Below are 26,969 nucleotides of genomic sequence, written 5' to 3'. Positions count from 1 at the left end.
TGCAGCAGCCTTGGCAGGCGGCGCAGGAGGTGCGGTCTTGGGGGCGGGAGGCGTGGCCTTGGGAGCAGCAGGCGGAGCTACAACAGCGGCGGGTGCAGCCGCGTTGCCGTTCGAGGCAGTCCCGTTTCCACCTCCCGTGTTCGCCGAGTCCGGCGAGTAATCGGTCAAGAATTCGTGCCAACTGGGATCCACGGACGACGGGTCGTCCTGGAAGCGTTGGTACATCTCGTCAACCAGCCACTGGTTCTGTCCGAATTGGGATGTAGAACTGCTGCTCACGGCAGGTGTTCGCCTCGTTTCTATTTCGGTACCCGATCAGAGCGCCTATATACATGAGATTAGCCCGAGCGTGTGACGAGCAATTGTGCGGCACACAATTTGTGAGCTGTCTCACGGAAGTCCGTGATCTTGCGATCACGTACTCCCTCTCGGCGGTACAAATCCGTGCCGACTGTCACGCGACGGGGTTGCCTTCGATGACAGTTCTCGACGTCAGATTATTCCCCTCACGCGCCTGCGATGCATCCCAGAGTCCCGAGTAGTGACCACCGGCATACCGCAGAACATCGTGCGGGCCGTATTCAACGATACGTCCCCGGTCAACTACGACAACGAGGTCTGCTCGGGCGGCAGTGGCGAGGCGGTGAGCTACGACGACCGACGTCCGTTTCCGGGTGACCGACCGACTTGCTTCGAGCACCATTCGTTCGGTCGCGGGATCCAGCGTCGCGGTCGCCTCGTCGAGGAGAAGTAGGTCCGGGTCGACCAGTTCGGCACGGGCCAATGCGATCAGTTGGCGCTGGCCCGCCGAGAGCCCCTGGCCACGCTCGCCGACGGGATGGTTCATGCCTCCACGCATGTCGGCTATCGAATTCAGTGCGCCGACGGAACGCGCCGCTTCCTCGATCTCCTCGTGCGAAGCCGACGGCCTGCCGTACGCGATGTTGTCGGCGACCGTGCCGGTGAACAGATGTGCTTCCTGCGGGACCACGCCGAGGCGACGGCGGTACTGCGAGAGATGGAAGTTCCGGATATCGGTGCCGTCCACGTCGACGGATCCGGACGTCGGGTCGTAGAAGCGGGCGAGCAATTTCACCACTGTCGACTTCCCGGCGCCGGTTCGGCCGACCAGAGCGACCGTCGTGCCCGGCGGGATCTGCAGATCGAAATCGGAGAGCGCGTCGACGTCCGTTCCCGAGTACCGGAACCCGACACCGTCGAGATGGACGGCGCCGTCCAGCCGTCCGGAGATCGGGATCAGATCCTCGCTGTCGGCGGTCTCGATCGAACTGCGAGTGCGCAGCAGATCGCCGATTCGCTGCAATCCGACGTTTGCCTGTTGGTAACCGTCGAAGACCTGTGAGAGTTGCTGAATCGGTCCGAACAGCAGGCCGAGGTAGAGCACGAAAGCGATCAGTACGCCGGGCGACGTCGATCCGTTGGCGATCTGGTGCGCACCGACGAACACGACCGCGGCCAACGCGAGATCGGACAGGAACGAGATGAACGGGAAGTAGATCGAGATGGCTCGCTGTGACCGCATCCGCGATCGGCGGTAGCTTTCGGAGCGTTCGGCGAACCTGCGCGCGGCACCTTCCTCGCGGCGGTATGCCTGAGCCGCTCGCAGGCCGGCGATGTTCTCCTGGAAGTCGGCGTTGACGAGCGAGATCCGCTCGCGGGACTGACTGTAGGCAACCGAGGAGATCTTGCGGAAGATCACGGTCGCAACCACGAGCGGTGGGATGACGGCCAGCGCCACCAGGCCGAGCGTCACGTCGGTCGCGAGGAGCGCGATCGAAATTCCGCCGACCGTCAGGACACTCACGATCGCCGTCGACATGCCGGTCTGGATGAACGACGAGAGCGCGTCGACGTCGGTGGTCATGCGAGTCATGATGCGTCCGGACAATTCACGTTCGTAGTAGTCCAGACCCAGGCGCTGCAGGTGTGCGTAGCTGCGTACGCGGAGCCCGAACAACACGCGTTCGCCGGCCCTGGCGGTGATGACCGTCATGACCGCGACGATGACCCAGTCGGCGGCAACCAGGAGCGCTCCGAATGCCGTCGCGATCCACAGCGTGCTGCTGTCCGCGGTCACGACACCGTGGTCGATGGCGTATCTGACGAGCGAGGGGAACGCGATCGCTGCGGCCGAGTCCAGAGCAAGACAGACGACAACTGCCAGCAGGACCCAGCGGACGGGCCTCAATATCTGTCCGAGGGAGAACTGTGGATTCGATTCGCGCAGGCTCTCGGGAGCGATTCCGGGATCTTCGCGCGCGGGCGGGAGCGCGTCGACTGCTGCCCTCAGGGAGGGCGTCACCGCGATTCCGCTGAGTGCTCCGGCCATCGGTCCGCCTGCACCCTGCGTCGAAGCCGCGGTGTTGTCGGCTTCGGATTCCGGTGCCTGCGGCCACAACTGCTCGGCTGTCGGTTCGCGGTCGTCGCGTCCGAAGGCATCGGGGCCGACCTCGTCGAGTTGGTCGGGGAGTTCCGGAGGCGAGGAGAACAGGGCGCGAAAGAGCGGACATCGCCCTTCCAACTCGTCCACGGTGCCGGAGTCGATGATCCGTCCGCCGTCGAGAACTGCTACCCGATCGGCCAGCGTCAGGGTGGATCGCCGGTGAGCGAGGATCAGCGTGGTCTGCCGTCGTCGGGCGCGGAAAGCGTCGAAGATCGCCGCTTCGGTTGCCGCGTCGACGGCGGAGGTGGCGTCGTCGAGGACCAGGATCCGTGGGTCGACAAGCAGAGCTCTCGCAAGCGCGATGCGCTGACGTTGTCCACCGGACAACGTCAGTCCGCGCTCACCGACAACGGTGTCGTATCCGTCCGGAAGTGCCTCGATGAAGGCGTCTGCCTGTGCCAATGCAGCCGCGGCGCGGATGTCCTCGTCGGAGGCGTCCTCGCGACCCAATGCGATGTTGGCGGCGATGGTGTCGGAGAACAGGAAAGGTTCGTCGAAGACGAGGCTGACGGCGGCACGAAGCTGCTCACTGCGCAGTTCGCCGATGGGGAAGCTCTGGCCACCGGTGTCGACGCTGACCTGACCCGAAGTCGGGGCGTAGAACCGGGGGAGAAGCAAGGACAACGCGGTCTTGCCCGATGCGGCCGGACCCACGACGGCGACGGTCTCGCCGGGTTCTATGCGGAGGTTCAGTCCGGTCAGGACGTCGCGTTCGGTGTCGAACCCGAATGCCACGTCGTCGAAAGTGACGCCCAGCGGACCGTCGGGAAGGTCCACCGGATGGTCCGGATCGGCGATGTCGGGTTGAGCGTTGATGACGTCGTAGACGCGCTCGACAGCGGCGCGCGCCAGCTGTGCCATGACGATGACAGACGACAGAGTTCGGGTGACACCGGTCATTGTCACGATGTAGGTGGCGAATGCGAGAAACGTTCCCACGGTGATCTTGTCGTGCAATGCGAGATACCCGCCGAGGGCGATCACTCCCACCTGCCCTAGCTGGGGCAAGGCGGCCATGGTCGGCGCGAATTTCGCGTTCAACCACGCGGCGCGAAGGCGCTCCGAATACAGCGTGCGGCTGTGCTTTTCGAGTTGGTCGACCGCTCGTTGTTCCTGCCCGAATCCCTTGACGACGCGAACGCCCGTGACGGTTTCCTCGACGTGTTGGGCGAGATCGGCGGCCCGCTGCTGCGCGGACCACGTGGCGGCGAAGAGCATCGGTCGCATCAGGAACACCACGAGTCCCACCGCGGGGATGACGGCGACGGCGACGAGAGTCAGCAACGGCGAGAGCCAAGCCATGATGCCGATCGCGAGCACGAATTGCAGGAGAGCACCCGCCGACATCGGCACCATCGCGAGCAGGCCCTGGACGAGCTGCAGATCGGTGATGGACCGGGAAACCACTTGGCCTGTGCGGATCTGATCCTGTCCGCGTCCGTCGAGACGTTGGAGTGAGCCGAGCAGGGCGAGTCGCAAGTCGTGTTGAACGTCGAGCGAGAGTCGGCCGGCCAGCATCCGTCGGCCGTACTGGCACGCGAACCGCACGATCGCGAGCACTGCGATCGCCAACGCCACGAAGCCGATCACCTTGCCAGGGTTCTCCTGGCCGGCGGCGTCGAGCGCATAGCGGGTCAGAAGCGGAAACGAGATGTCGATCGCCGAAGCGATGACGGTCACGAGAAGCGCGCCGATCGCAACTCTTCGGTGCAACCAGCATGCGTGGGCCAAGCGGCGGATCCAGCCCGGAGCTCGATCGATCTCTCCAGCTACCGGACTGTCCGTGTTGATCGTGTTCATCGAGATCCACGGTAGACCCGGCCCCAGACAGCTTTTTCAGGTGATGTCGCGGGTCCGGGTTCGCAGCCAACCGAGCCCGCAGAACAGGACCACCCAAGCCGCCAGCATCATCGGGCCGCTCGGCCAGGACGCAAAAGCGTCGACGTTTATCGACGGTGCCGCATTGACGATCGTGCCGATCGTGGCCGACACCGGAAGCGCGGCCCCGATCCCACCGAGATCCATCGCGAGCAGCACTGCGCGGACGATCCATTCACCGAAGACGAACCACAGGATGACCGAGAGGGCACCGGCCATCGACGAACCGGTGAGCAGGGCCACCCCGGCGCCCAGTAGTGCCCACAGCGCACACGCCAGAATGCCTGCGGCGCAGATGGCGAAGAGATCGGTGGTGAAGCTGAAGTCCCGGCCGAAGAGCAACATCGCGCCGATGCTGACTACTTCGACCGCCAGTGCGTAGCCGACGGCGAATACAGCGACGACGGCAAGTTTTGCGCCGAGAACTCCGTCGCGGCCGCGGGCTGTGAGGAACGTTGTGGTGAGAGTCTTGTAGCCGAATTCGGATCCGGCGGTGAGTGCTCCGAAGACGGCCGCGAACACCAGGACAAGCGTGTTGGAGATACCGAGGCTGACGCCGGTGGACACGACATCGACGTCGAATGTGGTGTCGGCCGAATCGGCTACGACTTCGACGAACGTCCGAGTCGAGGCAGCAATCAGCACGGCCACGACCACCGGTGCGATGGCCAGTGCCCACCAGTAGCGCAGGGTGAGAACTTTGAGTGTCTCCGCGCGCACGAGCGTGGTCATCGGTGTCCTCCGGAAGGTCCGTATGCGGCAGGGCCGTAATAGCCCGGTCCCGAACCAGGGCCGGGAGGCCGGTGGTATCCGACCTGGGGGACCGCGTACTGCGGTGTTGTCATCGCGAGGAACAGTTGTTCGAGATCTGCGCCTTCGGTCGCGACACCAAAGATCGTGACACCGGCGGCGGATGCCACCGGTGGGAGCACCGACGTGTCGGTGCCGCCCACGGCGAGCCGTCCGTCCTGGGTGATCTGGGCGTCGATGATTCCCCGAGCGGACAATGCCGTGGCGAGGAGCGCTGGGTTGGAACACGAGACGAGCAGTCGACTGCGCTGGGAGCGACGAAGTTCGTCCATGGTCCCTTGGTAGACGAGTGAGCCGGCGCTGACGATGACCACGCTGTCGACGGTCGCTTCCACTTCACGAAGCGCGTGGCTCGAGATCAGAACCGTTCGGCCGGAACCGGCGAAGGTCTGTAGGAACTGACGTAGCCACGCCATGCCTTCGGGGTCGAGTCCGTTCGCGGGTTCGTCGAGGACGAGGATCTCGGGATCACCGAGCATCGCGGTGGCAAGGATCAGGCGTTGGCGCATCCCGAGTGAAAAGGTGCCGGTCTTGTGGGCTCCGACCGAACTCAGGCCGACCATGTCCAGAACCTGCGCTGCGCGCTGAGTCGGCATGCCGATAGCGGCCGCGTAGATCTCGAGGTGTCCGAGCGCCGTTCGTTTCGGATGGAGACTGCCGACGTCGAGTACTGCGCCGACGGTCCGTGCCGGATTGGGCAGCAAACGCATAGGCGCGCCGTTGATCGTGGCCGATCCCGAAGTCGGCGACACCAGCCCGAGGAGCATCCGCAACGTGGTCGTCTTGCCCGAACCGTTCGGGCCGAGAAACCCGGTGATCGAGCCCGCCTGAACGTCGAAACTCAGGTCGTTGACCGCGCGCGCCGCCTTGAACGTCTTCGTCAACCCACGAATCTCGATGGGGGCAGAGAAGGATCCCATTGCGGTGTTCGTCAATGCTGCTCCCGGGTCGGCGGCGAATACGTGATGCGAGCCTACGGCCCGGACAGCTATCTGCGGATGGCCCGGCGTGTCTCGGAAGCGGGCGCCAGAGCGGGCTCGTCGGCAGGCATCACGATCAGGTGATCGGTCCACCTGGCGGGAGCGGGCCCGAAGGCTTCACGTGCGTTCTTGACGACGCCCTTGCCGATGGCTCGGTTACCCGCTCCGCCGATGACCGCACCGATTCCGGCGGGAACGAGCTTGCCGAGGATCAGTGCGCTGCGCTTCGCGGCGTACTTGGTCACGAATTTCCGCACGAGGGTGCTGTTCATTCCCTTCATCGTGGGTCCGGGAATCTTGCTCGTGATCGCGGTTCCCCAGTTCTTGGCCGTGATGCCGGTGGCCTTCTGGACGATCTCCATGCCGGATTCGCCGAGGGCGACTGCCAGGACCAGGGCGCGTCGTTGCTGGTGATCCTGCACGGAGATGCCGTGCACCGACGCGATTGCCAGTGTCAGCAGCGCCGACGCCTCGAGGAAGAAGGCCGATTCCGCGCCGACGGCAGCGATGGACGCCACCGTTCCGACTCCCGGTACCGCGGCCGTGGCACCGACGGCACTGCCGCTTCCGGTGACGGCGAGAATGAACATCTTCTCCATCCGCTCGACGATCTGAGCGGGAGACTCGTCGGGGTGAGCCTTACGGACATGGTTGACGTACTTGGCCACTGCGGGCGCTTGCAGGCGGCTTCCGTTGTCGAGAACGGAAACGAGGACCTTCTCGATACGCCCGCTGTCGTTGTTCGTCGACTTGCTCATTGCTGCCCCTCCACAGTTGTCCTCCTCTGAAGCGAGGTGGACCGTATCTCGAGAATAGGTGAAGTTTGCGGTAGCGGCGGTGATCACAGGGGCCATAGGCTCGTACGAGACTTGATTTTCTCCGTGAGTTTTCCCAGGCAGGAGTTCGAGTGTTATGACCGCCACTTCGGAATCTCGTTCGACGACCATCTGGCCGACACTGCGCTACCTCGACGCCCGCGCGGCAATCCACTTTCTGGTGAGCACCTTCGGGTTCGTGGAGAAGGCCGTCTACGGAGAGGGAGACGTGGTGGACCACGCCCAACTCGACTGGCCGGGCGGTGGCGGCATCATGCTGGGCTCGCCGCGCACCGATTCGGCGATCGCCGGCCTGCCGCCGGGAATCGGTTCGGTGTACATCGTCGTCGACGACGCCGACGCCGCGGATGCACTCCACGAACGCGCTGTCGCGGCGGGCGCCACGATCACGCAAGGATTGCGCGACGAGGACTACGGTTCGCGGGGGTTCACCTGCCGTGACCCGGAAGGTGTGTATTGGAGTTTCGGCACGTACGCCGGGGAGTAAGCCTCGCTGCGACCTATCGGGTGGCCCAGTGCTCTGCTGGAACCACTTCCGACGGGATGGGCGGATGAGGAGGTGTCCCGTCCCCGAACGGTCGGCCACCCAATTGTTCGCGGCCGTGCGGTTCGAGCCAGTGTGTCAATTCCGGTCCCTTGGGCACGATTCCGGAGGGATTGATCTCCGAATGCACGATGTAGTAGTGAGCTTTGATCTGTGTGAAGTCGATGGTGTCACCGAATCCGGGAGTTTGGAAAAGATCGCGCGCGTAGTCCCACAGCACCGGCATTTCGCTGAGTTTGCTTCTGTTGCACTTGAAGTGACCGTGATAGACGGGATCGAATCGCGCCAGCGTGGTGAACAGGCGCACATCGGCTTCGGTGATGGTGTCTCCTACCAGGAAGCGTTGCCGGGCAAGACGTTCGGTGAGCCAGTCGAGGCGGGCGAACAGCGTGTCGTATGCCTCGTCGTATGCCTGCTGTGATCCGGCGAACCCGCAGCGGTAGACGCCGTTGTTCACGTCGCGGAAAACGTACTCGGAAACTTCGTCGATTTCGTTTCGCAGTGGCTCCGGGTACAGGTCCGGTGCGCCTTCGCGGTGGTACTTCTTCCATTGCGTCGAGAAGTCGAGGGTGATTTGAGGGTAGTCGTTCGTGACCACCTTGCCCGTGGCGATTTCCACCATGGCGGGCACCGTGATTCCTCTGGGGTAGTCGGGATCTCGGGCGAAGTACGCATCCTGTAGTCGCGGGATCTTCAGCACGGGATCGACGCCGCCGGGGTCGAGATCGAAAGTCCAGCTTCGCTTGTCGTGAACCGGCCCGCAGATGCCCATCGAGAGTACGTCTTCGAGGCCGAGCAGTCGGCGGACGATGATGGCGCGGTTTGCCCACGGGCAGGCGCGCGCGACGATCAACCGGTATCGCCCTGGTTCGACCGGGTAACCGTCGCGACCGTCCTCGGTGATGCGGGTCGGGATGTAGTTGGTGTCGCGTGTGAATTCGCGACCCTCTTCGACGAATGTCGGTTCGCTCGCGTCGTCTTTCGTACTCATCTGCGGTCCCTCTCGTTCGAGTGTCAACTGGGCAGGTGCACGTGTACTCGAGCGTATGCCCCCAGTACGTCGAATTTGGCTTTACGTGGAAGCGTCGCGCCCACGGCGCTGCCGCGACTCGTGCGTAGTTGCGGGATCAAACCCGAATCCAGAGCGTCCTCGGCAGCGAGAAGCGTTACTGCGCAGCCGATTCCGCGACGGCGGTGCGCTGGAGCCGTCAGGGTCGTGAGATCTGCCACGAATCCCTGGAATTCGGAGTACGCCGCGCATCCGAGCACCTCGTCGGAATCGGTGAGGGCGGTGAACCACCGCGTTCGGCGCTCGAGGTCGGCTGTGGTGCTGTCGTCGGGTGGACACAGGGAAGCGACGGCGAGGGCGTCGTCGATCTCGTGGGAAATCAGCAGTTGCTCGTCGGGCGGCGTGTCGGTGTAGTCGCCGAGAAAGGCGAGATCGACGGGACCGGTGATTCGGCCGCCGTGATCGCCCGCGATCTCGAGGAGGCGCGCCGGTTGCAGAAGTGCGTCGACGGAGATGTCCGCCGTGCGCTCGATGAACCACTGTGGCCCGACGATCGCACCGGCGCCTGCAAGTTCGAGAACGTGGATGTCGTCGCCGACGACTCGGGCTGTATGTGCCGGGCGCAATGCCGAGTCACCGAGGCCCAGCTCACGTGCCCAGGCAAGTCGGATGATGTCGAGGTGATGATCGTCCACTCGCTACAGGCTAGTCCGATTCGAACGGGTTGATCGAGACGGCCGAAGGTCGTATATTCCATGTGGACTATTTCAGGTGGAATAGTCAAGAAATAGTCAATAGCGGCTTGTCAGGGAGGGGGATTCATGGGTGACGTGTCACTGACGCCTCTGGGAATCACCGTTCTGGGCCTGCTGTCCGAGCGTTCGATGCATCCGTACGAGATGTATCAACTTGCCTCGGTTCGTCGGGGCGATCAGTTGGTGAAGATCAAGCCGGGATCGCTCTATCACACGGTTTCCCGGTTGGAGAAGCAGGAACTTCTGGCTTCGATCGGGACCGATCGTGAGGGCAATCGGCCCGAGCGGACGACGTACGAGATCACCGCCCGAGGCCGTGAGGCGCTCGAGCATCAACTACGTGAGATGTTGGCGGTTCCGGTGCGGGAGTATCCGCGGTTGCCGCTCGCGCTCGCCGAAATGCACAACCTCTCCGCATCCACCGCGTGTCAGATGCTTCGGATACGTCTCGCGCACCTCGACAAGACGATTGCGAAATTCGAGGCCGACTACGAAGCGGTGAAGGCAGCGGAAAAACCACGAATCTTCACGGTGGGCGCGGACTACGCCCACGCACTCACGATCGCCGAAAGAGAGTGGATCGGCGCGTTGGTGACAGACATCGAGAGCGGCGAAATGCCCTGGCTCTCACAAGAACTTCTCGACCGGCTGGCCGGCTCCGCAGGCTCGTCCGCACTACCTAAGGACTGAAGATGGAAAAGCAGGTCAATCCCTGGCACGCGCTGTGGGCGCTGTGTATCGGGTTCTTCATGATTCTGGTGGACAGCACCATCGTCGCTGTCGCCAACCCCGCGATCATGGAGGACCTCGGCACCGACATCAACAAGGTCGTCTGGGTCACCAGCGCGTACCTGCTGGCGTACGCGGTGCCGCTGCTCGTCACCGGTCGACTCGGTGACAGGTTCGGTCCGAAGAACCTGTACATGATCGGCCTCGTACTGTTCACCGGCGCATCACTGTGGTGCGGTCTGTCCGGCAGCGTCGAGATGCTCATCGTCGCAAGGGCTTTCCAGGGCCTGGGTGCTGCCATGATGACGCCTCAGACGATGGCCGTCATCACTCGCACGTTCGCGCCGAACAAGCGTGGCGCGGCAATGGGCCTGTGGGGCGCCGTCGCCGGTGTCGCCACCCTGGTCGGTCCGCTCGCCGGTGGCGTCCTGGTGGACAATCTCGGCTGGGAATGGATCTTCATCGTCAACGTCCCGGTTGGTGTCATTGCCTTCCTCCTCGCGTGGAAGCTCGTTCCGTCGTTGCCGACCAGCGAGCACAAGTTCGACATTCCCGGCGTGATTCTCAGCGCCGCAGGCATGTTCCTGCTGGTGTTCGGAATCCAGGAAGGCAGCTCGTACGACTGGAACGGATTCGTCTGGAGTCTGATCGGCGCCGGCGTGGTGTTGCTCGCGGTGTTCGTGTTCTACCAGTCGCGCAACAAGAACGAACCCTTGCTTCCCTTGGAACTCTTCAAGGATCGCAACTTCTCACTCGCCAACGTCGCCATCACCGCTATGGGCTTTGCGATCACGTCGATGGTCCTTCCGCTGATGTTCTACACACAGGCAGTTCGCGGACTCTCCCCGACGCAGTCGGCGTTGCTGCTCGTTCCGATGGCAGTGCTGACCGGTATTTTTGCCCCGATCATCGGCAAACTCGTCGACAAGACGCATCCGCGCTACATCGCCGGCACCGGCTTCCTGCTGTTCGCGGTCGCCTTGGGCTGGCTGGCACTGGTGATGTCTCCCGACGTCGCGATCTGGGAACTGCTTCTGCCGATCGGTCTGATCGGCTTCGCCAATGCGTGCATCTGGTCTCCGCTCGCGGCCACCGCCACACACAACCTGCCTCCGATGCAGGCGGGCGCGGGCGCCGGCGTCTACAACACCACCAGGCAGGTGGGTGCGGTTCTCGGCAGCGCTGCGATCGGCGCTCTGATCACCGCGCGACTGGCTGCCCAGGGTCTGACCGGCGGTAGCTCCGAAGCCGGGGTGGGTCACCTCCCCGAGTTCGTCCGTGAACCGTTCAGCACGGCGATGTCGGAGTCGATCTGGCTGCCCGCAGGGGTGCTGCTCATCGGTTTCGTCGCCTCCGTGTGCTTCGCTCGGCCTCTACGTGGCGACGCCCACGACGACGCGATGGCCGTCAGTGCCGAAGCGCGTCGGGAAACATCACTGCGCGATTGAGATAGTCGCTCGGGTCCAGGGCTCGCTTGATCGCCCACATCGTGGCTATGTCCTCCGCCGAGAGGGCCAGATCCAGATAGTTGCGTTTGAGCGAGCCCACCCCGTGCTCGGAGCTGACGTTTCCACCGTGATCGCGAACCAGTTCGAGGACGCTGCGGTAGACGGTGTCGGCGTTCGGGCAGTTCAGGACGTTGAGGTGGATGTTTCCCTTGGCGATGTGTCCGAAGAGAACGGGGATCGCCTCCGGTGCTCGGCTCGCGATCACCGCGGCGGCGTCCTCGGCAAAGGCGGCGAGCGAGTCCAGGGGCAGTGCCGCATCGAATTTCAGTGGGGGACCGAAGAGTCCGACCACTTCGGCGAAGCATTCCCTCGCCGCCCACAAGCGCGTCGAACTCGGGCCGTCGACTGCCACCGACGGAGTTTCCGGCGGGTCGATGCGTTCGAGTGCTTCGGCCAGGCTTTCCATCGGATCGTGAGCCGCGGATACCTCGGCGAGGAGATACCACGCGCGCCCGGTCGGCACTGCCGCGTTCAACCGTCGAGCGGCCAGTTCGAGTCCGCGGCCGTCCAACAACTCCAGGGCGTCGACGCCGTCGAGGGTGCGCAACGTCCGTCCCGCGTCGACGACGTCCTCCAGTCTGTCGAAACCGGTCAGCGTCGTGACCCGATGAGCCGGTACCCGGCGTAGTTTCAGGTCGACTGCTGTGACCACGCCGAGAGTTCCTTCGCTGCCCACCCACAGAGCGGGCAGGTTGTATCCGGAGTTGTCGGACAACACTTTCGGTGACCGGCGCACCGTTGTCCCGTCGGGGAGTACCACCTCGAGGCCGAGCACCTGTTCGGCCATGTTCCCGTATCGAACCGTGTGCAGGCCACCGGCATTGGTGGAGACCATGCCGCCGATCGTCGCAGTGTCCCGCGACGCTATGTCGACACCGAACTTCAGACCGGCGGCGGCCGCCGCGGAATGTACCTGAGCGAGTGTCACTCCCGCGCCGACGGTGATCAGCCCGGTGTCCGCGTCGACGTCGCCGATCGTGGTGAGGCGTTCGGTGGAGAGCAGGACGTCGTCGTGCTCGGGCACCGTACCCGCGACCAGGCCGGTTCGTCCGCCCTGGACGGTGACCGGAACTCCGCGAGAGCGGCACGCGTTCAGCACCGCCGCGACTTCGGCGGTATTTCCCGGTCGGACCAGAGCGCCGGCACGCCCGCGGTAGCGCCCCGTCTGGTCGGTGGAACGGGTCGCCAACACGTCGGCGTCGTCGACGACGAACCGGTGTCCCACCACGTCCGCGAGCACATTTCTCAGACCGTCCACCCGACGATCGTAGGCCGGTTCGATGTGGCAGTGTGGCGGCATGACTGCTCCCGAATCGCACCCCACCCGTCTCGAGCGCTTCACCACCGATCGTGGTGCCGAGGTGGCTGTCCTGACGTTTGCGCACGGACCACTCAATCTGTTCGATCAGGCCATGTTCGACGCGGTCATCGCCGATGTTGCAGCGCTGACCGAGAACCCGCCGCGCGCAGTGCTTCTGCGCGCCGAGGGCAAGGTCAACTCGGCCGGCGTCGACGTCCACGTATTCGACGAGCTGAACCCGGAGCAGGGCGCGGAATTGTGGCGCGAACTGTTCGCCCAGATCTGCCATCCGCTCGAGGCCTTGCCGTGCCCGGTCATCTACGCGGCGCACGGGCTGACGCTGACTGCTGCCTTCGAGATCTCCTTGGCCTGCGACATCATCCTCGCGGCGCCCAAGGCAAAGTTCGGGCTGGTCGAGACAGTGGTCGGTCTGACGCCGTCCATGGGTGGACCGCAACGCCTGGCCGAGCGCGCCGGTTCCGGACGGGCCCGCGAGTTGGTCATGACCGGCGATCTGTACGACGCCGCTACCCTCCACTCCTGGGGCGTGGTCAATGCAGTTCACGAGGATGTCGACAATGCGGCGCGGGCCCTCGCAACCAGATTGGCAGACGGACCGACGCGAGCCCACGACGCCACCAAGCAGATCGTGGCAGCGTGGCGTTCCGGCGGCATCGCCCACGCGGATTCGGTGACTCCCGGGGTGTCCGGCGCGCTGTTCGACACCGACGACCTGCGCGGCGCTGTCCGTAGTTTCCTCGAGGTGGGACCAGGTAAAGCCGTCTACTCGGGAAAGTGAGTTTGCGACCTTTATCGCCAGAGACCTCCACGAACTGTGATCCACGTCATATAGTCGAAGGGCCGGTGGGTTTGTCAGTGACGTGGAGGTATCGATGCGGTCGACGCTCGTGGAATACCCGTGTTCGACTCAGCTCCTCGCCGACGCCCGCGTCACCCGTGCGGGTGACGGGGTGCTTCGGTACAGCCAACTCGACCCTTCGCTGTCCGAACTCCTCGATATCGCCGTTCATCGATTTTCCTCCCGCATTGCGGTCGAGGAGGTCGACGGCGAGCAGGTCACCTTCGCGGAACTGTGGGCCGAGGCGTCGAGGGTCGCAGGCGGGCTGAAGTCGCGCGGTGTCGAGATCGGCGACCGCGTGGCAATTCGTGTGGCCGCGGGGGTACGGTGGATGGAGGCGTGCCTCGGAGTCATCCTCGCCGGAGGTGTTCCGGTCTCCGTGGGTGTTCACCTGAGTGACGACGCGGCGGACTTCGTCATCGCGGACAGCGGCTCGGTGTTGGTGCTCGACGGGGAACTCCCACACGGTGTTCCGTTCATCGACGACGGTGCGGCCCCGGACGAGATGGCGATCCTCGCGTACACCGCCGATTCTTCGGGCGAGATGCTGGGCGTCGAGTTGAGCAACGAGAACGTGCTCTCGGCCATCGTCGGTATCCTGCACTCGCGCGACTACGGCGTCGAAGGTGTTCGGAATCTTCTGGTGGACAACGATTTCAAGTCTGTGCGTCATTTCGTGCACGTGCTTGCGACGCTGGTGGTCGGTGGAACGGTGGTCCTCGCCGGCGACTTCTGGCGCGAGAGTGTGCATACCGTCGACATCGTGACCGGGCGGCCCGAGGACTTGCTCGAACCGCGGTTGCTCACGCTCGGGCCGGCGGCGCGTGCCGGTTCGAGGTCGGTGCAGTGGATCGACTGCAGCGGATCGCCGATCACCGCGGAACAGGAATCCAAGCTGCTGACGTTGTTCCCGGCCGCTCGGCATGTGATCGGCTGGGGCAAAACCGAAACTTGTGGGGCCGGTCTCATTCTGCCGAGCGAGTCGGCACCGACTCACCTCGGAAGCGTCGGAATCGCTTTCGGCGGAATGGAAGTGGCGTTGTACGGCCCCGATGCTCCAGGTGGTTTCGGTGAGTTGCTGTGCCGCGGACCGAGTGTCACGCGCCGGTATTGGAACTCGCCGGAAGCGACCTCGACGAGGTTCACCCAGGGGTGGTTCTGCACTCACGACACCGCGCAGATCGACCCCGATGGCTTCGTCCGTATTGTCGAGCGCAACGTCGCGTAGTCACGCGGGCGTGGTCGACAAACGAGAGGGACATCATGGCGGACGAGGTTCTCACCGAGCGGCGCGGGCGGACACTGATCATCACCATCAACCGACCCGAGGCGCGCAACGCCATCAACTCGGCGGTCAGTCACGCGTTGGCCGCTGCGGTCGAAGAGCTGGATGCGGACGACGATCTGTCCTTGGCGGTGCTCACCGGTGCGGGCGGAAACTTCTGCGCGGGTATGGATCTGAAGGCATTCGTGGCCGGCGAGAACGTACTCGTTCCGGGGCGCGGTCTCGGATTCACGGAGGGGCCGCCGCGTAAGCCGATCATCTCGGCGGTCGAGGGCTTCGCGTTGGCCGGAGGCACCGAACTGGTGCTTGCCACCGACCTGGTGGTGGCGTCGTCCGAAGCGAAGTTCGGGATCCCGGAGGTCAAGCGAGGACTGGTTGCAGGCGGCGGCGGATTGTTGCGCCTGCCCAAGCGGATTCCGTACCAGAAGGCGTTGGAACTGGCTCTCACCGGTGACAGCTTCACCGCCGAGGAGGCCTACCGGTACGGGTTCGTGAACACGTTGACCGAACCGGGCAAGGCGCTCGAGGGCGCACTCGAGCTGGCTGATCGAATCACGCGCAACGGACCGCTCGCGGTTGCGGTCACCAAGGAGATCATCGTCAAAGCCGGCGGTTGGTCCGACGACGAAGCTTTCGCGAAGCAGTTGCAGGTGATGGCGCCGGTGTTCGCATCCGAAGACGCACGCGAGGGCGCAACGGCGTTCGCCGAGAAGCGCGCCCCGGTCTGGAAGGGGCGGTAAACCGAGATGGCCACACCCGTCGCAGAACTGCACATGCACATCGAGGGTTCGCTCGAGCCCGAACAGATCTACCGGCTTGCCGAGCGCAATCGAATGGATTTGCCGTACAAGGACATCGACGATCTGAAGTCGAGGTACGAGTTCACCGACCTGCAATCGTTCCTCGATCTCTACTTCGCCAACATGGCCGTCCTGCGCACCGCGGAGGATTTTGCCGACCTGACGCGGGCGTATTTCCGTCGGGCCGCAGCGGCCGGAGTCGCGCATGCCGAGTTCTTCTTCAATCCGCAGGCTCACGTGGTCCGGGGTGTTCCGCTGACCGAGGTCCTGGACGGGATCATGGACGCGGTGGCATCGAGTGAGCGCGAGTTCGGGCTCAGCAGTGCGGCAATCGCCGCCATCCTCCGTGATCAGCCCGTCAAGGACGCCGAAGAGATCTTCTCCGAAATCATTCGCTTGCAGGCGCCGATCGTCGGGCTCGGACTCGACTCCGCCGAGGTCGGCAACCCGCCTTCACTGTTCGAGGACGTGTTCGCACGTGCGCGCGCCGAGGGCTTGCACGTCGTTGCTCACGCCGGCGAGGAGGGACCGCCCGAATACATTTGGCAGGCACTCGACATCCTCGGCGCCGAGCGGATCGACCACGGCGTCCGGGCACTCGAGGATCCTGCCCTGATCGAGCGTCTGGTCGACGAGGAGATTCCACTGACGGTCTGCCCACTGTCGAACGTTCGTCTGCGCGTGTTCGATTCGCTGTCGGATCATCCGCTTCGATCGATGCTCGAGATGGGGTTGATCGTCACGGTCAACTCCGACGACCCGGCCTACTTCGGGGGATACGTCGACGACAATTTCACCGAACTCGGCCGAGCCCTGGGGCTGACCGAGGCCGAGCGAGACACCCTCGCCCGGAATTCGATCAAAGCCTCGTTTGCGAGCGACGCGCGAAAAGCGGAACTGCTGCGGCGCTGACCGTCAGTCGCCCAGTACCTGACGCAAGTACTCGTTGTCGAAGACACGATTCGCGTCGTACTTGTCTCGAACGGCGACAAAATCGTCGAGTCGGTCGTACGTGGGACGCAGGTCGTCGACGGTCCGGTTGTGCATTTTTCCCCAGTGCGGCCGGCCGTCGACGGCGCGCGCGATGGCTTCCACCGCGGCGAAGTATTCGGTTTCGGGTCGGCGGTGGTACTGATGAACCGCGATGTAAGCGGTATCGCGTCCGTGCGCGGTCGAGAGCCAGAGGTCGTCGGCAGCGGCAAAACGTACCTCGACGGGGAACGCGACGTTGGTTCCGGACTTCTTCATCCAGCGATCGATTTCGTGGAGTGTCTCGGTGACGTGTTCGCGGGGAATCGCGTATTCCATTTCCTTGAACTTCACCCGGCGCGAAGACGCGAATACTCGGTAGCTGCGATCGGTGAACTCCCGGGCACCGAGCAATCGAGATGAGACGTTGTTGATTCTCGGGATCGCGGCCGGCGCCAGGGTGGCGACGCGATTGACACCTTCGAAGAGTGTGTTGGAGAGAAGTTCGTCGTCGACGAATGCGCGGACTTTGCCGACAGGATCGGGTTCGGTGTCTCCGGGCAGTCGCGTGTTGCTCTTGGTGAGGACACGGTCGGTGTGCGGAAACCAGTAGAACTCGAAGTGATCCAGGCCCAGGCGGTCGCTCTCCAGGGTGTCCAATATGTGAGACAGCGTGTCGGGTTCCTCGATTGCACGGAGTGTGAATCGCGGAACGCAGGCGAGAGTGATCTTCGAAATGATGCCGATTGCGCCCAATCCGAGGCGGCCCGCTTCGAACAATTCGACGTTTTCGTCGGCGCTTGCGGTAACGACGGATCCGTCGGCGAGAACGATCTCGATTCCGCGGATCTGCGTGGCGATACCGCCGAAGCGGGCGCCGGTTCCGTGTGTGCCGGTGGACGTCGCGCCGGCCAGTGACTGGACGTCGATGTCACCGAGATTGGCCATGGCATATCCGCGCTGCCACAGGGCGTCGTTGAGGGCGTGAAGGCGAGTGCCTGCAAAAACTGTCACCAGCGCGCCGTCGTCGGTTGGCGTGATCGAATCGATTCCGCTCAGATTGTCCAGGCTGACGAGGACACCGTCGGTGACCGCGACACCGGTGAACGAATGGCCGGCGCCGACCGCTTTCACGCGTTGGCCACGCGCCGCGGCCTCGGCGACCAAAGACGAAAGTTCACGGGTATTTGTCGGCGTCGCAAAGCGACGCGGCGCGGCGCTTTGAGTGCCCGCCCAGTTCTGCCAAGTGTCCGAAGCCATTACGCAATAATGTACTTGGACGGTCGTCCAGGCAAGTATTGCGCGAAGATTTTGTCATTTGCGTTCTACGATCATTGGATGCTGAACAGGCTCCCGGCGGACGAACGCCGCACACAATTGGTCGAGTCCGCGTTGTCTATTGCGGAACAACGCGGTGTCAGTTCTGTGACGGTAAGGGCGGTGGCAGAAGAGGCCGGAGTATCACTCGGCGTCGTTCATTACTGCTTCGAGAGCAAGGAAGCGCTGATCGCGGCGATGGGTGAAACGCTCATCCTGCAGCTCAGTGCGTCGATGCAGTACGCATTCGCGCAGGTGCGACACGCTCCGGATCTCAGTGGTGTGCAGGGGCTCAAGGAATTGCTGCATATCGGGTTGACGGGAATGTGGCCCACGATCGAAGCAACGCCGGACCGGCAGTTGTTGACCTACGAAATCACCGCGCAGGCCCTCCGTAGTCGCAATCTCGGAGCTGAACGTGCCGGGGCCGTCGCCCACGACCAGTACCGAATCATGGACGAGCTCGCGGTGTCGTTCCTCGAAGAATGCGCGAAGATCTCCGGCACCGTGTGGACCGAGCCGTTGAGTTCGATTGCGCGACTGAGTCTTGCGCTCATCGACGGGCTCGTCCTGCGATGGCTGGTCGATCGCGACTCCGACGCGACAATTGCGGAGTTCGGAGAAATGGTTCAGGTAATCGCCAACAAAGCAGTGGTCGCGCCTCAGTAGAACCGCCATCCTGGACATACGTCCAGGATTGGTGATTGACTGGTCGCACGCCGCGACGATTGGATCATCTGTGACCAGGACCCTCGATCGACTCACTGCTGCCACGCGAGAACTCGACCCGCCTCTGGCTGCTCTGGATCTGACCACACTGCGCAGTAACGCAGCCGACCTGGTGCGCCGCGCCGGTGGAACTCCAGTGCGAGTGGCGAGCAAATCGGTCCGTTGTCGTACGGTTCTGGCCGAAACTCTCGGCGACACACTGACCGCGTCCGGTGGATTCCGCGGAATCATGGCGTACTCATTGCGTGAGGCTCTGTGGCTCGTCGGGCTCGGCGCACGGGACATCCTGATGGGATACCCGACCGCCGATCGCGGCGCCATCGCGGATCTCGCTGCCGATGACACCGCACTCGCATCGATCACGCTGATGATCGACGACGACGCACAGTTGGATCTCATTCGTTCGGCGTCGACAGGAGATGCGCCCGTCCGGGTGTGTCTCGACGTCGACGCGTCACTGCGGATCGGCCCGATCCATCTGGGAGTACGACGCTCACCGCTGCGCGAACCTGCCGCGGTCGCCGCACTCGCGGCGCGTGCTCGCCAGCGCGGTTTCTCCGTCGCAGGAGTGATGTTCTACGAAGCGCAGATTGCCGGCCTCCCGGACACCAGTGCTCCGATCGGTTGGGTCAAGAAGGCGTCCGCCCGAGAATTGGCGTCCAGAAGGGGCGCAGTGGTTGCAGCAGTCACCGATGCCGTGGGTGCACTCGAGATCGTCAACAGCGGCGGTACGGGGTCACTGGAGGTCAGCTCGGCCGATCCTGTGGTGACCGAGGTAACAGCAGGATCTGGACTGTACGTACCGACCCTGTTCGACCGCTACCGCGCCTTCCGTCCCGATCCGGCACTGTTCTTCGCGCTGTCGGCAGTGCGCAAGCCGACCCCGTCTGTCACGACCCTGTTCGGCGGCGGATACATCGCGTCGGGACCTGCGGGAGCCACCCGCGTTCCGTCGCCGGTCTGGCCCTCCGGTCTCAAACTGCTCCGCAACGAAGGCGCAGGCGAGGTTCAGACGCCGGTCACCGGAAAGGAAGCCGGAAACATCGCGATCGGCGACCGCGTGTGGTTCCGGCACGCCAAAGCCGGCGAGTTGTGCGAGCGCTTCGACCGCGTGTACGTGGTCGAAGCCGACGGCAGCAGAACCTCGGTTCCCACCTACCGTGGCGAAGGACAGTGTTTCGGGTAGGGCAGTGCTTCGGGTAGGGCAGTGCTTCGGGTAGGGCAGGCATCGCCTAGCTCGTCAACCTCATGAACGCGCCCAGTTCCACCAATCCAGCGGGCGTGCTCGGCATGTACTGCGTCAATGCGTGCGATCGAACGATGATCGCGCACCACTTGCCGCGGGAGACGGCGACGTTGAGGCGATTTCGCGACAGCAGGAACGACATTCCTCGCGGAACGTCCTCGACGGCGGAGGCGGCCATCGACACGATTGCCACAGCGGCCTCGCGGCCCTGGAACTTGTCGACGGTCCCGACCTCGACCTCCGTGAGACCGGCCTCGGTGAGATCGCGCTCGACGGTGCCGACCTGGGCGTTGTACGCCGCGACCACGAGGATGTCCGACCGCTCCAAGGGGCGGGTGCCCTCGAACTCGCTCGGGTCGGTCCATGGCGTACCGAGGAGGCTCTGGATCTGGCGAACGATCTCCTGGGACTCTTCCGGGGAGTACGTGGAATTGCCGCGGTGATCGACGAACACCGTGTGTACTCCAGCAGCGAGTCCGTCGAGTTTCCTTGCCGCACTCACGGTTTCCTGGGAATGCAGCTTGCCCTCGTACGACAGTGCGGACACGGGCGCACACAGATCGGGGTGCATCCGCCACGTTTTCTCGAGGAAGTAGCCGAGTTCGGGTGGCAGTGCGCCGTGTCCCTCGGCGAGCCAACCGAGTGCCGATTCGTCGACAGGTTCGGGGTGCGTACCTTGGCTGACCTGGGGTAGCTGCTGGGGATCGCCCAGTAGCAACAGGTTGCGTGCGGAAATCGCGACGGCAATGGTGTTGGCGAGCGCGAACTGGCCGGCCTCGTCCACCACGAGCAGGTCCAAACTGCCTGCCGGAACGCGATCGGTGTTCGCGAAGTCCCACGCAGTGCCGCCGATGACACAGCCGACGCCTTCGGCTTCGGCGATGAATCCCGCATATTCTTCGGATGCGATGTCCTGCCATTCTGCGGTCTTGCTGCGGCTGCCCTTCTTCGCGACCAGTGCAGGGTCCACGCCGGCCTTCAGAATGCCGCCGAGCATGTTCTCGACCACCGAATGTGATTGCGCCACCACTCCGATTCGCCAGTGATGCTGTTCGATCAGTGTCTTGACGACACGGGCGCCCGTGTAGGTCTTGCCCGTACCGGGGGGACCCTGCACTGCCACGTAGGAATCATCGAGGTCGAGAAGTGCGGCGGTGATGGCGTCCGCGTAGTTGTTGTCGGTCCCGACGGGCGGGAGCGGTGAACCCGAGAGTGTCCTCGGGGTGCTGCGCCGGAGAATGTCGACCGCTGCGATCCGTGGCAGCTCGGGCAGGCTCTCGCTGGCGCCGGACGCGGCAGCGGCGATCGACTTCTCCATGCGTCCGGTGGGAATCGGACGACCGGGTGCCAATGCGACGGGGGCGTCGAGGTATTCGTCACCGCTGAGCAGTTCTTCGACGGTGACCACGTCGAGTCCTTCGGACTTGACCACGGCGGTGACCTTGACGCTGCTGGTGCCGCGCTGGGTGGGGTTCTCGCTTGCAACGGCATCGGGGGAGGGGGTTGCGTAGAGAGCGAACAGATCACTGCCCGGGCTCAAAGACGTTCCGGTGCCGAAACTTCCGGTCAGCTGAATGTGGCGACGAAACTTCTTCTGCCGCGGGGTGCTCTTGTGCCAGTCCGCTTCGATCTCGGACTGATCTACCACCATGACGTCACGGACGTCGACGAGGTCTTCGATCGGAGTGACCAATCGGTCGAAATGCGCCCACCAGTACGGCTTCCGTTCGCGATTGTGGTATCCCACTGCAGCGGCCAGTAGCGCCGCAGCCTGCTGATCGGGGGTGCGTGTCGAACCGGCCTTGTGGCCTGCGAAGTCGCGGAGCGCGATTTCCGATTCGGTGAGTTCCTCGAGTGGAATTTTGATCTGTCCGGTGGGCTCACGCAGTTCCACGCCGTGTTCTGCGGCGCGCTCGGCGAGCCAATCGCGCAGGCGCAGGGTGGATTCGCAGTCGTACTCGTTGTAGTCGGAGATGCCCTGAAGAAGTTCCCTGGCCTGGTCGGCCTGTCCGCCGTCGCGCAGTTCGCAGTAGTCGGCATAAGCGACGACCGAAGCGGCGGCATTGGTGACGTCACCGTCGCGGCCGTGCTCACCCATGTAGAGCGGCTCGAGTTTCTTGATGCTGTACGAGCGTTGTCCGATCCGCAGGCAGGCGCGGACTATCGGATAGAGGTCCACGAGCACGTTCTCGCTGAGCAGCGTGTCCACCGTTTGCTCGCCGACGCCGTGACGTGCGGCCAAGCGCAACAGCGCCGATTTCTCGTACGCGGCGTAGTGATAGATGTGCATGCCGGGGTGAGCTTCTCGGCGCGCGGTGACGTAATCGAGAAAGTCGAGGAGCGCCTGGCGTTCACCCTCGCGATCGTGTGCCCAGAAGGGTTTGAACACGTAGTCGTCTGCCGGGCCTTCGACCACGCCGAACAGGTACTCCAGCCCCCAGTCGGTGGATCCGTCCTCGGCCCAGAGTGGGTCCCCCTCGAAGTCGAAGAAGATGTCGCCGTCGTCGGGGACGGGCAGACCACCGAGCGCCGAGGGTTCGTAGACCTCGAATTCGGCGTCGCCGGATTGTTCCTGGCGTAGTTGAACCGCAGCCTGTGCACGGAGTTTGTCGAGTGTTTCCCGGCGGATTCCTTCGACTGGTCCAGTGCTCACGGCGAGTTCGTCGATTGTCGTGATTCCCGAGACGATCAGTTGTTCGCGCTGGTTGCCGCGGACGCCCGCAACCAGCAGCAGATCGCGATGGTTCTCGACCTCGACGCTGCAGGTGTCGCAGCGGCCGCAGCGCAGGTATCGATCGTCGAGCCACTGGGTGGGTTTTCCCTCGGCGCGATGCTCGTCGAGGACTCGTTCCAGTTCGGCTCTGCGCGCCGCGAAAACCGGTGCGATGTCGCCGATGTCGTGTGACGACGTGCTGCCGTCGCCGAGAAGCAGATGAACCTGATCGGAGGCTGCGATTGCATTGCGCTCCAATGCGTCCGCGTACGCGGCGAGTTGGAGGAGCGCCGACACCTTGGCATGCCGGGAGAGTTTGCTGTCGTAGACCGCGTACGTGTCGCCCTCGCGGACGAGGAAGTCGCAGAAGCCGAGGAATCGGCCGTCGAAGAAGGTTCCCTGATAGATCACGGGAGCGCCGGATCGGGCCGCCTCGACGGTGGCCAGGGTGGCGGCTGTCAGGCCTGCGCGCGAGTGTTCCGGTCGCGGCATGACGACCACGCCGTCTCCGTGTTGATCGATGAACTTCGCAAGCTGTTCGCGCTCGTGGGAGTCGCCGAGGCTCGACGTCCGCTCGAGCATCGGATCCGCCTCGGCCTTCTCGGCTGAGATCAGACCGGTACGGGCGTCGAGTTGCCGCAACAGCGCGAACTCGCACGAAGCCGCGGCCGAGAGGTCACTGGCGCTGTAGACGATCTGATCATCGAGTAGGAACACACGGAGATTGTGCCATCGCTCACCGACAAGGCAACCCACCAGTAATCGCCCACGCGCCGCGGATACCGGCAACGGAGTGCAGAATGACGATCATGCCTTTCTTCGACGGACGAACCGGTCAAGTGCACTTTCGGCATTGGCCGGCGGCAGGGGGTGCGGCGCCGAAGGTGTCATTGATCTTTCTGCACGGTCTCGGTCAGCACAGCGGGCAGTATCACCGCTTCGCGAGCGCCATGACGGTGTCGGGGATCGACGTGTGGGCGATCGATCACACCGGACACGGCTTGTCGGAGGGTGATCCGGGAGTCGGGGCTCCGCTCTCCGATCTTGCTGCCGATGCAGCCACGCTGGCTGACATCGCTTTGGCCGAACTGCCCGAAGTTCCGCAGGCGGTGATGGGGCATTCGTTAGGTGCCGTGACGGCGCTGACGGTGCTGGCTCACCGCGATCACGAGTTCGCGTCCGCCGTGTTGTGTGGCATTCCGCGCAGCGCGGTGGAGCAACACGGGTGGGCGGAACTCTCCGAAGCTGGTATCCCAGTCCTGGTCGTTCACGGCACCGACGACCGGATCGCCCCGGTCGATCCCGTCCGAGACTGGGCGCGGACGCTGCGCAACGTCGAAATGCGCGAGTTCGAGGACGCCGGTCACGACCTGCTGCACGAGAAGGTTCACGCCAGTGTCACCAACGTCAGCCGTGAATTCCTTCTCGCGCATTCCAGGTAGTCCTCTCAGGAGAGCGCGTCGAGCACCTCTTTCGACGTGACGGGATGCGAGAACATCGGGTAGTCGTAGGTGATCGCGTTCTCGTGTTCGGCGACCGACGTTCCGGCCACACAATCGGTGAGTGTGATGACCCGGTAGCCGTTCTCGTAGCCGGTGCGCATGGTTGATTCGACGCAGCAGTTGGTCAGGAAGCCACCGAGAAGGATCGTGCGAATTCCTTTGCTGCGCAGAATGAAATCGAGGTTGGTGCTGGCAAATGTGTCGAGTCCGCGCTTGCCCTCGATGACGATGTCGCCGTCCTTCGGGGTGAGGTCGTCGACGATCGCGGCTCCCCACGAACCCTTCACGAAAGCCTTGCCGTCGACGACGCCCTTGAGGATTCCGTAAGGATGCGAGGTGATTTCGTTGTACCCCTCGGCGAAGGTGATCGGTGCGTGCATCACGGTGACACCCGCCGCGCGCGCCGCATCGACCAGCGCGGCGGTGTTCGCGAGGAGTCCGTTCGATTCCATGACCGGTGCGACGGCCTCGTGGAGGACACCGCCTTCGGTGGTGAAGTCGTTCTGGTACTCGATGAGCACGACGGCGGTGGTTGCGGGATCCAGTTCGAGCTTGTCGGTCATGGTCGGCACCTTCTCTGTTGTGGTCCGGGTCACGAATCTTCTCAATTAAACAGTTTGTCAGACAAGCAGGCAAGGGGTGGTAGCGTCGCGGCATGGATACGACTCCGTTGTCGCGCATGCCGCTCAGCCTTGCCGTGTCGGGAAGAATCCGCGCTGCCATTCTCGACGGCTCGCTTCCCGTCGGGGAGGCATTGCCGACCGAACAGGAACTCGCGCAGACGTTCTCGGTGGGTCGATCGACGGTGCGCGAGGCACTTCGCGTGCTGCAAGCGCAGGGATTGTTGACCGGGGCGGACACTACTTCGACTGCCAGGCCTCGGGTGACGCACGAGCATACGGCCGATTCTGCGGCCACCGCTCTCAGTACGGCTTTGCAGGTGGGGGCAGTTCCGCTCGGCGATCTTGTCGAATTGCGGGTGCTGCTCGAAGCCGCAGCGTTGCGCACACTCGTAGCCGTGCCAGGCGACGCCCGGGTTGCGATCGAGCGGATGCGAGTCGCGACGCGTGCCGACGACTCGGTCGCCTTCCACGACGCAGACGTCGACTTTCACGTCGCGCTCGCCGGAGCAGGCGGGAACAAGGCATTCGGGTTGGTCATGACGGTTCTCCGCGACAGCATTGCCGGCTACCTGCTGAGCGAACTCGACTCGCGCGAGAACTCGGCAGCCACGCTGGGCGCACTGCTGGCAGAACACGAGGGCATCGCCGACGCGATCGAGCGCGGCGCAGCCGACGAGGCTGCCGATCTGGTCGAGCGCCATGTGCGCGGATTCTACGAAGGACGAACGGAATGACCACGAGTATCGACCTGTTGGGTGAACGCTTGCAGAAAGCGCTGGGGGACAGGGCGACAACCGACCCCGACCGCATGGGCGCGTACGTCCGCGATCAATCGCTGCTCACCGCGGCCGGAAGTCCCGCTGCGTTGGTCAAGGCGAAGACTGTCGACGACGTCGTCGCGGTCATGACCGTGGCCCATGAACTCTCCGTTCCCGTGGTGACACGAGGGGCGGGTACCGGGTTGGCCGGCGCCGCCAACGCACTCGACGGATGCATCGTTCTGAGCGTCGCGGGGATGGATCGCATTCTCGAGATCGATCCCGCTGCACGTACCGCCACGGTGGAGCCCGGAGTGATCAACGGTGACCTGGCGGAAGCGGCTGCACAGCAGGGCCTTTGGTACGTTCCTGATCCGGGAAGCCGGGACATCTCGAGTATCGGCGGCAATCTGGCGACAAATGCAGGCGGCATCTGTTGCGCCAAGTACGGCGTCACCGGTGATCACGTCGCTGCCCTGACGGCGGTGCTGGCCGACGGGCGTGTGATCCGTACCGGTGCACGGACGCGCAAAAATGTTGCGGGACTGGACCTGACACATCTGCTCGTGGGGTCGGAGGGGACTCTGGCGGTCATCGTCGAAGCCACGATGCGTCTGCGTACAGCGCCGACAGCCGCGACCACCGTCGTCGCCTTCTTCGATTCCGCGGAGTCCGCAATCGATGCCGTCCTCGCCGTGTCGGCAGTGGCCGAACCGTGTCAGCTGGAGTTGATGGACGACGTCACGATCGGCGCGGTCAATCGCCTGACGAAGATGGGGTTGGACGAATCGGCCGGGGCGATGCTGCTCATCCAGTGCGACGGTAGGTCAGCGGCCGCCGAGGCAGCGGACTGTGCCGCGGCGTGCGAAAGCGTCGGGGCGCGAGAGGTTTTCCACACCGACGATCCGGTGGAAGGTGAAGAGTTCACTGCCGCCCGGCGGATGGCGTTGCCCGCTCTCGAGGCGTTGGGTACGGTGCTACTCGACGACGTCGCGGTGCCAGTTCCGGCGTTGCCGTCCATGCTGGGGTGCATCCGCGAGGCAGCTGAGCGTCGCGGTGTCACGATCGGAACTTTCGGTCACGCCGCCGACGGAAATCTCCACCCCACCATCGTGTTCGATGCCGCCGAACCCGGAGCGCAGGATCGTGCGCGCCAAGCGTTCGACGACATCGTTGCCGGCGCCTTGAATTTGGGCGGAACGATCAGTGGTGAACACGGTATCGGCGTTCTCAAAGCGCCGTACATGGCAGATATGGTCGGCCAGACCGAACGCGAAATGATGCTTGCAGTGAAGGCCGCATTCGATCCGAAGAACATTCTCAATCCCGGACGAGGTATCTGAGCGATTCGTCCG

At 63.9% G+C, this 26,969-nt stretch carries 23 protein-coding genes; 12 read left to right on the top strand and 11 right to left on the bottom strand.

Annotation, left to right across the window (positions count from 1 at the left end; all coding sequences use genetic code 11):
• The 5 genes from G8767_RS28780 to G8767_RS28760 all read right to left on the bottom strand — a co-directional run.
• Positions 1-279, bottom strand: a 279-nt coding sequence (locus G8767_RS28780) for a hypothetical protein (RefSeq protein WP_166813225.1), incomplete at its 3' end; no start/stop codon positions are given.
• Positions 280-454: 175 nt separating this feature from the next.
• Positions 455-4,264, bottom strand: coding sequence for an ABC transporter ATP-binding protein (locus tag G8767_RS28775; RefSeq protein ID WP_166813223.1), 3,810 nt, complete (start codon positions 4,262-4,264; stop codon positions 455-457).
• Between the two features lie 36 nt (positions 4,265-4,300).
• Positions 4,301-5,074, bottom strand: a complete 774-nt coding sequence (locus G8767_RS28770; protein ID WP_166813221.1) for an ABC transporter permease — start codon at positions 5,072-5,074, stop codon at positions 4,301-4,303.
• The gene (locus G8767_RS28765) at positions 5,071-6,072 is read right to left on the bottom strand and encodes an ATP-binding cassette domain-containing protein (protein ID WP_166813229.1); all 1,002 of its coding nucleotides are present in this window, start codon (positions 6,070-6,072) and stop codon (positions 5,071-5,073) included. Before G8767_RS28765 ends, G8767_RS28770 begins: the two co-directional genes overlap by 4 nt.
• Before the next feature lie 68 nt (positions 6,073-6,140).
• Positions 6,141-6,890 carry a hypothetical protein gene (locus tag G8767_RS28760; RefSeq protein ID WP_095972918.1) on the bottom strand — a complete coding sequence of 250 codons (750 nt, stop codon included), beginning with the start codon at positions 6,888-6,890 and terminating at the stop codon, positions 6,141-6,143.
• A 154-nt stretch (positions 6,891-7,044) separates the two neighbouring features.
• Between G8767_RS28760 and G8767_RS28755 the strand changes: the two genes are divergently transcribed.
• Positions 7,045-7,455, top strand: coding sequence for a VOC family protein (locus tag G8767_RS28755; protein ID WP_003945129.1), 411 nt, complete (start codon positions 7,045-7,047; stop codon positions 7,453-7,455).
• Positions 7,456-7,468: 13 nt separating this feature from the next.
• Here the strand turns inward: G8767_RS28755 and G8767_RS28750 are convergent, their stop codons facing one another.
• Positions 7,469-8,503, bottom strand: coding sequence for a glutathione S-transferase C-terminal domain-containing protein (locus tag G8767_RS28750; RefSeq protein ID WP_166813219.1), 1,035 nt, complete (start codon positions 8,501-8,503; stop codon positions 7,469-7,471).
• A gap of 23 nt (positions 8,504-8,526) precedes the next feature.
• Positions 8,527-9,216, bottom strand: a complete 690-nt coding sequence (locus tag G8767_RS28745) for a GNAT family N-acetyltransferase (protein ID WP_095972879.1) — start codon at positions 9,214-9,216, stop codon at positions 8,527-8,529.
• Between the two features lie 126 nt (positions 9,217-9,342).
• Between G8767_RS28745 and G8767_RS28740 the strand changes: the two genes are divergently transcribed.
• Entirely contained in the window at positions 9,343-9,966 is a 624-nt protein-coding gene (locus G8767_RS28740) for a PadR family transcriptional regulator (protein WP_095972878.1), read from the top strand.
• A gap of 2 nt (positions 9,967-9,968) precedes the next feature.
• Entirely contained in the window at positions 9,969-11,453 is a 1,485-nt protein-coding gene (locus G8767_RS28735) for a DHA2 family efflux MFS transporter permease subunit (protein ID WP_019749321.1), read from the top strand.
• On the opposite strand, the gene G8767_RS28730 is transcribed toward G8767_RS28735, so the two are convergent.
• The gene (locus G8767_RS28730; protein WP_166813217.1) at positions 11,413-12,813 is read right to left on the bottom strand and encodes an FAD-binding oxidoreductase; all 1,401 of its coding nucleotides are present in this window, start codon (positions 12,811-12,813) and stop codon (positions 11,413-11,415) included. The genes G8767_RS28735 and G8767_RS28730 overlap by 41 nt on opposite strands.
• Here G8767_RS28730 and G8767_RS28725 point away from each other — a divergent pair.
• The 4 genes from G8767_RS28725 (at position 12,812) to G8767_RS28710 (ending at position 16,669) form a co-directional block, all read left to right on the top strand.
• The gene (locus G8767_RS28725) at positions 12,812-13,612 is read left to right on the top strand and encodes an enoyl-CoA hydratase/isomerase family protein (RefSeq protein ID WP_166813215.1); all 801 of its coding nucleotides are present in this window, start codon (positions 12,812-12,814) and stop codon (positions 13,610-13,612) included. The genes G8767_RS28730 and G8767_RS28725 overlap by 2 nt on opposite strands.
• Before the next feature lie 94 nt (positions 13,613-13,706).
• Positions 13,707-14,900, top strand: a complete 1,194-nt coding sequence (locus G8767_RS28720; protein WP_166813213.1) for an AMP-binding protein — start codon at positions 13,707-13,709, stop codon at positions 14,898-14,900.
• Positions 14,901-14,935: 35 nt separating this feature from the next.
• Positions 14,936-15,697, top strand: a complete 762-nt coding sequence (locus tag G8767_RS28715) for a crotonase/enoyl-CoA hydratase family protein (RefSeq protein ID WP_003945127.1) — start codon at positions 14,936-14,938, stop codon at positions 15,695-15,697.
• A 6-nt stretch (positions 15,698-15,703) separates the two neighbouring features.
• Positions 15,704-16,669 (top strand): adenosine deaminase, encoded by a 966-nt coding sequence (locus tag G8767_RS28710; protein ID WP_019749316.1) that lies wholly within the window; start codon positions 15,704-15,706, stop codon positions 16,667-16,669.
• 3 nt (positions 16,670-16,672) lie between these two features.
• Here the strand turns inward: G8767_RS28710 and G8767_RS28705 are convergent, their stop codons facing one another.
• The gene (locus G8767_RS28705) at positions 16,673-17,986 is read right to left on the bottom strand and encodes a D-arabinono-1,4-lactone oxidase (RefSeq protein ID WP_019749315.1); all 1,314 of its coding nucleotides are present in this window, start codon (positions 17,984-17,986) and stop codon (positions 16,673-16,675) included.
• A 78-nt stretch (positions 17,987-18,064) separates the two neighbouring features.
• Between G8767_RS28705 and G8767_RS28700 the strand changes: the two genes are divergently transcribed.
• Entirely contained in the window at positions 18,065-18,712 is a 648-nt protein-coding gene (locus tag G8767_RS28700) for a TetR/AcrR family transcriptional regulator (RefSeq protein WP_166813211.1), read from the top strand.
• Between the two features lie 70 nt (positions 18,713-18,782).
• Entirely contained in the window at positions 18,783-19,958 is a 1,176-nt protein-coding gene (locus G8767_RS28695; RefSeq protein ID WP_124569897.1) for an amino acid deaminase/aldolase, read from the top strand.
• A gap of 46 nt (positions 19,959-20,004) precedes the next feature.
• Here the strand turns inward: G8767_RS28695 and G8767_RS28690 are convergent, their stop codons facing one another.
• A complete protein-coding gene (locus G8767_RS28690; protein WP_166813209.1) occupies positions 20,005-23,448 on the bottom strand; it encodes a bifunctional RecB family nuclease/DEAD/DEAH box helicase in 3,444 nt (1,147 codons plus the stop codon).
• 83 nt (positions 23,449-23,531) lie between these two features.
• On the opposite strand from G8767_RS28690, the gene G8767_RS28685 reads away from it, so the two are divergent.
• Entirely contained in the window at positions 23,532-24,173 is a 642-nt protein-coding gene (locus G8767_RS28685; protein ID WP_095972871.1) for an alpha/beta fold hydrolase, read from the top strand.
• A gap of 5 nt (positions 24,174-24,178) precedes the next feature.
• On the opposite strand, the gene G8767_RS28680 is transcribed toward G8767_RS28685, so the two are convergent.
• Positions 24,179-24,796: a cysteine hydrolase gene (locus G8767_RS28680; protein WP_172436706.1), complete on the bottom strand. Its 618-nt coding sequence runs from the start codon at positions 24,794-24,796 to the stop codon at positions 24,179-24,181.
• A 92-nt stretch (positions 24,797-24,888) separates the two neighbouring features.
• Here G8767_RS28680 and G8767_RS28675 point away from each other — a divergent pair, with 92 nt between their 5' ends.
• A complete protein-coding gene (locus G8767_RS28675) occupies positions 24,889-25,590 on the top strand; it encodes an FCD domain-containing protein (RefSeq protein WP_095972869.1) in 702 nt (233 codons plus the stop codon).
• A complete protein-coding gene (locus G8767_RS28670) occupies positions 25,587-26,957 on the top strand; it encodes an FAD-linked oxidase C-terminal domain-containing protein (RefSeq protein ID WP_166813207.1) in 1,371 nt (456 codons plus the stop codon). Before G8767_RS28675 ends, G8767_RS28670 begins: the two co-directional genes overlap by 4 nt.
• The last annotated feature ends 12 nt before the right edge of the window (positions 26,958-26,969 follow it).

It is taken from the genome of Rhodococcus sp. IC4_135, assembly GCF_011602025.1.
Classification (GTDB): domain Bacteria; phylum Actinomycetota; class Actinomycetes; order Mycobacteriales; family Mycobacteriaceae; genus Rhodococcus_F; species Rhodococcus_F baikonurensis.
The sequence above is the reverse complement of the archived record's forward strand: the minus strand, read 5'-3'. Positions and strand labels throughout refer to the sequence as shown.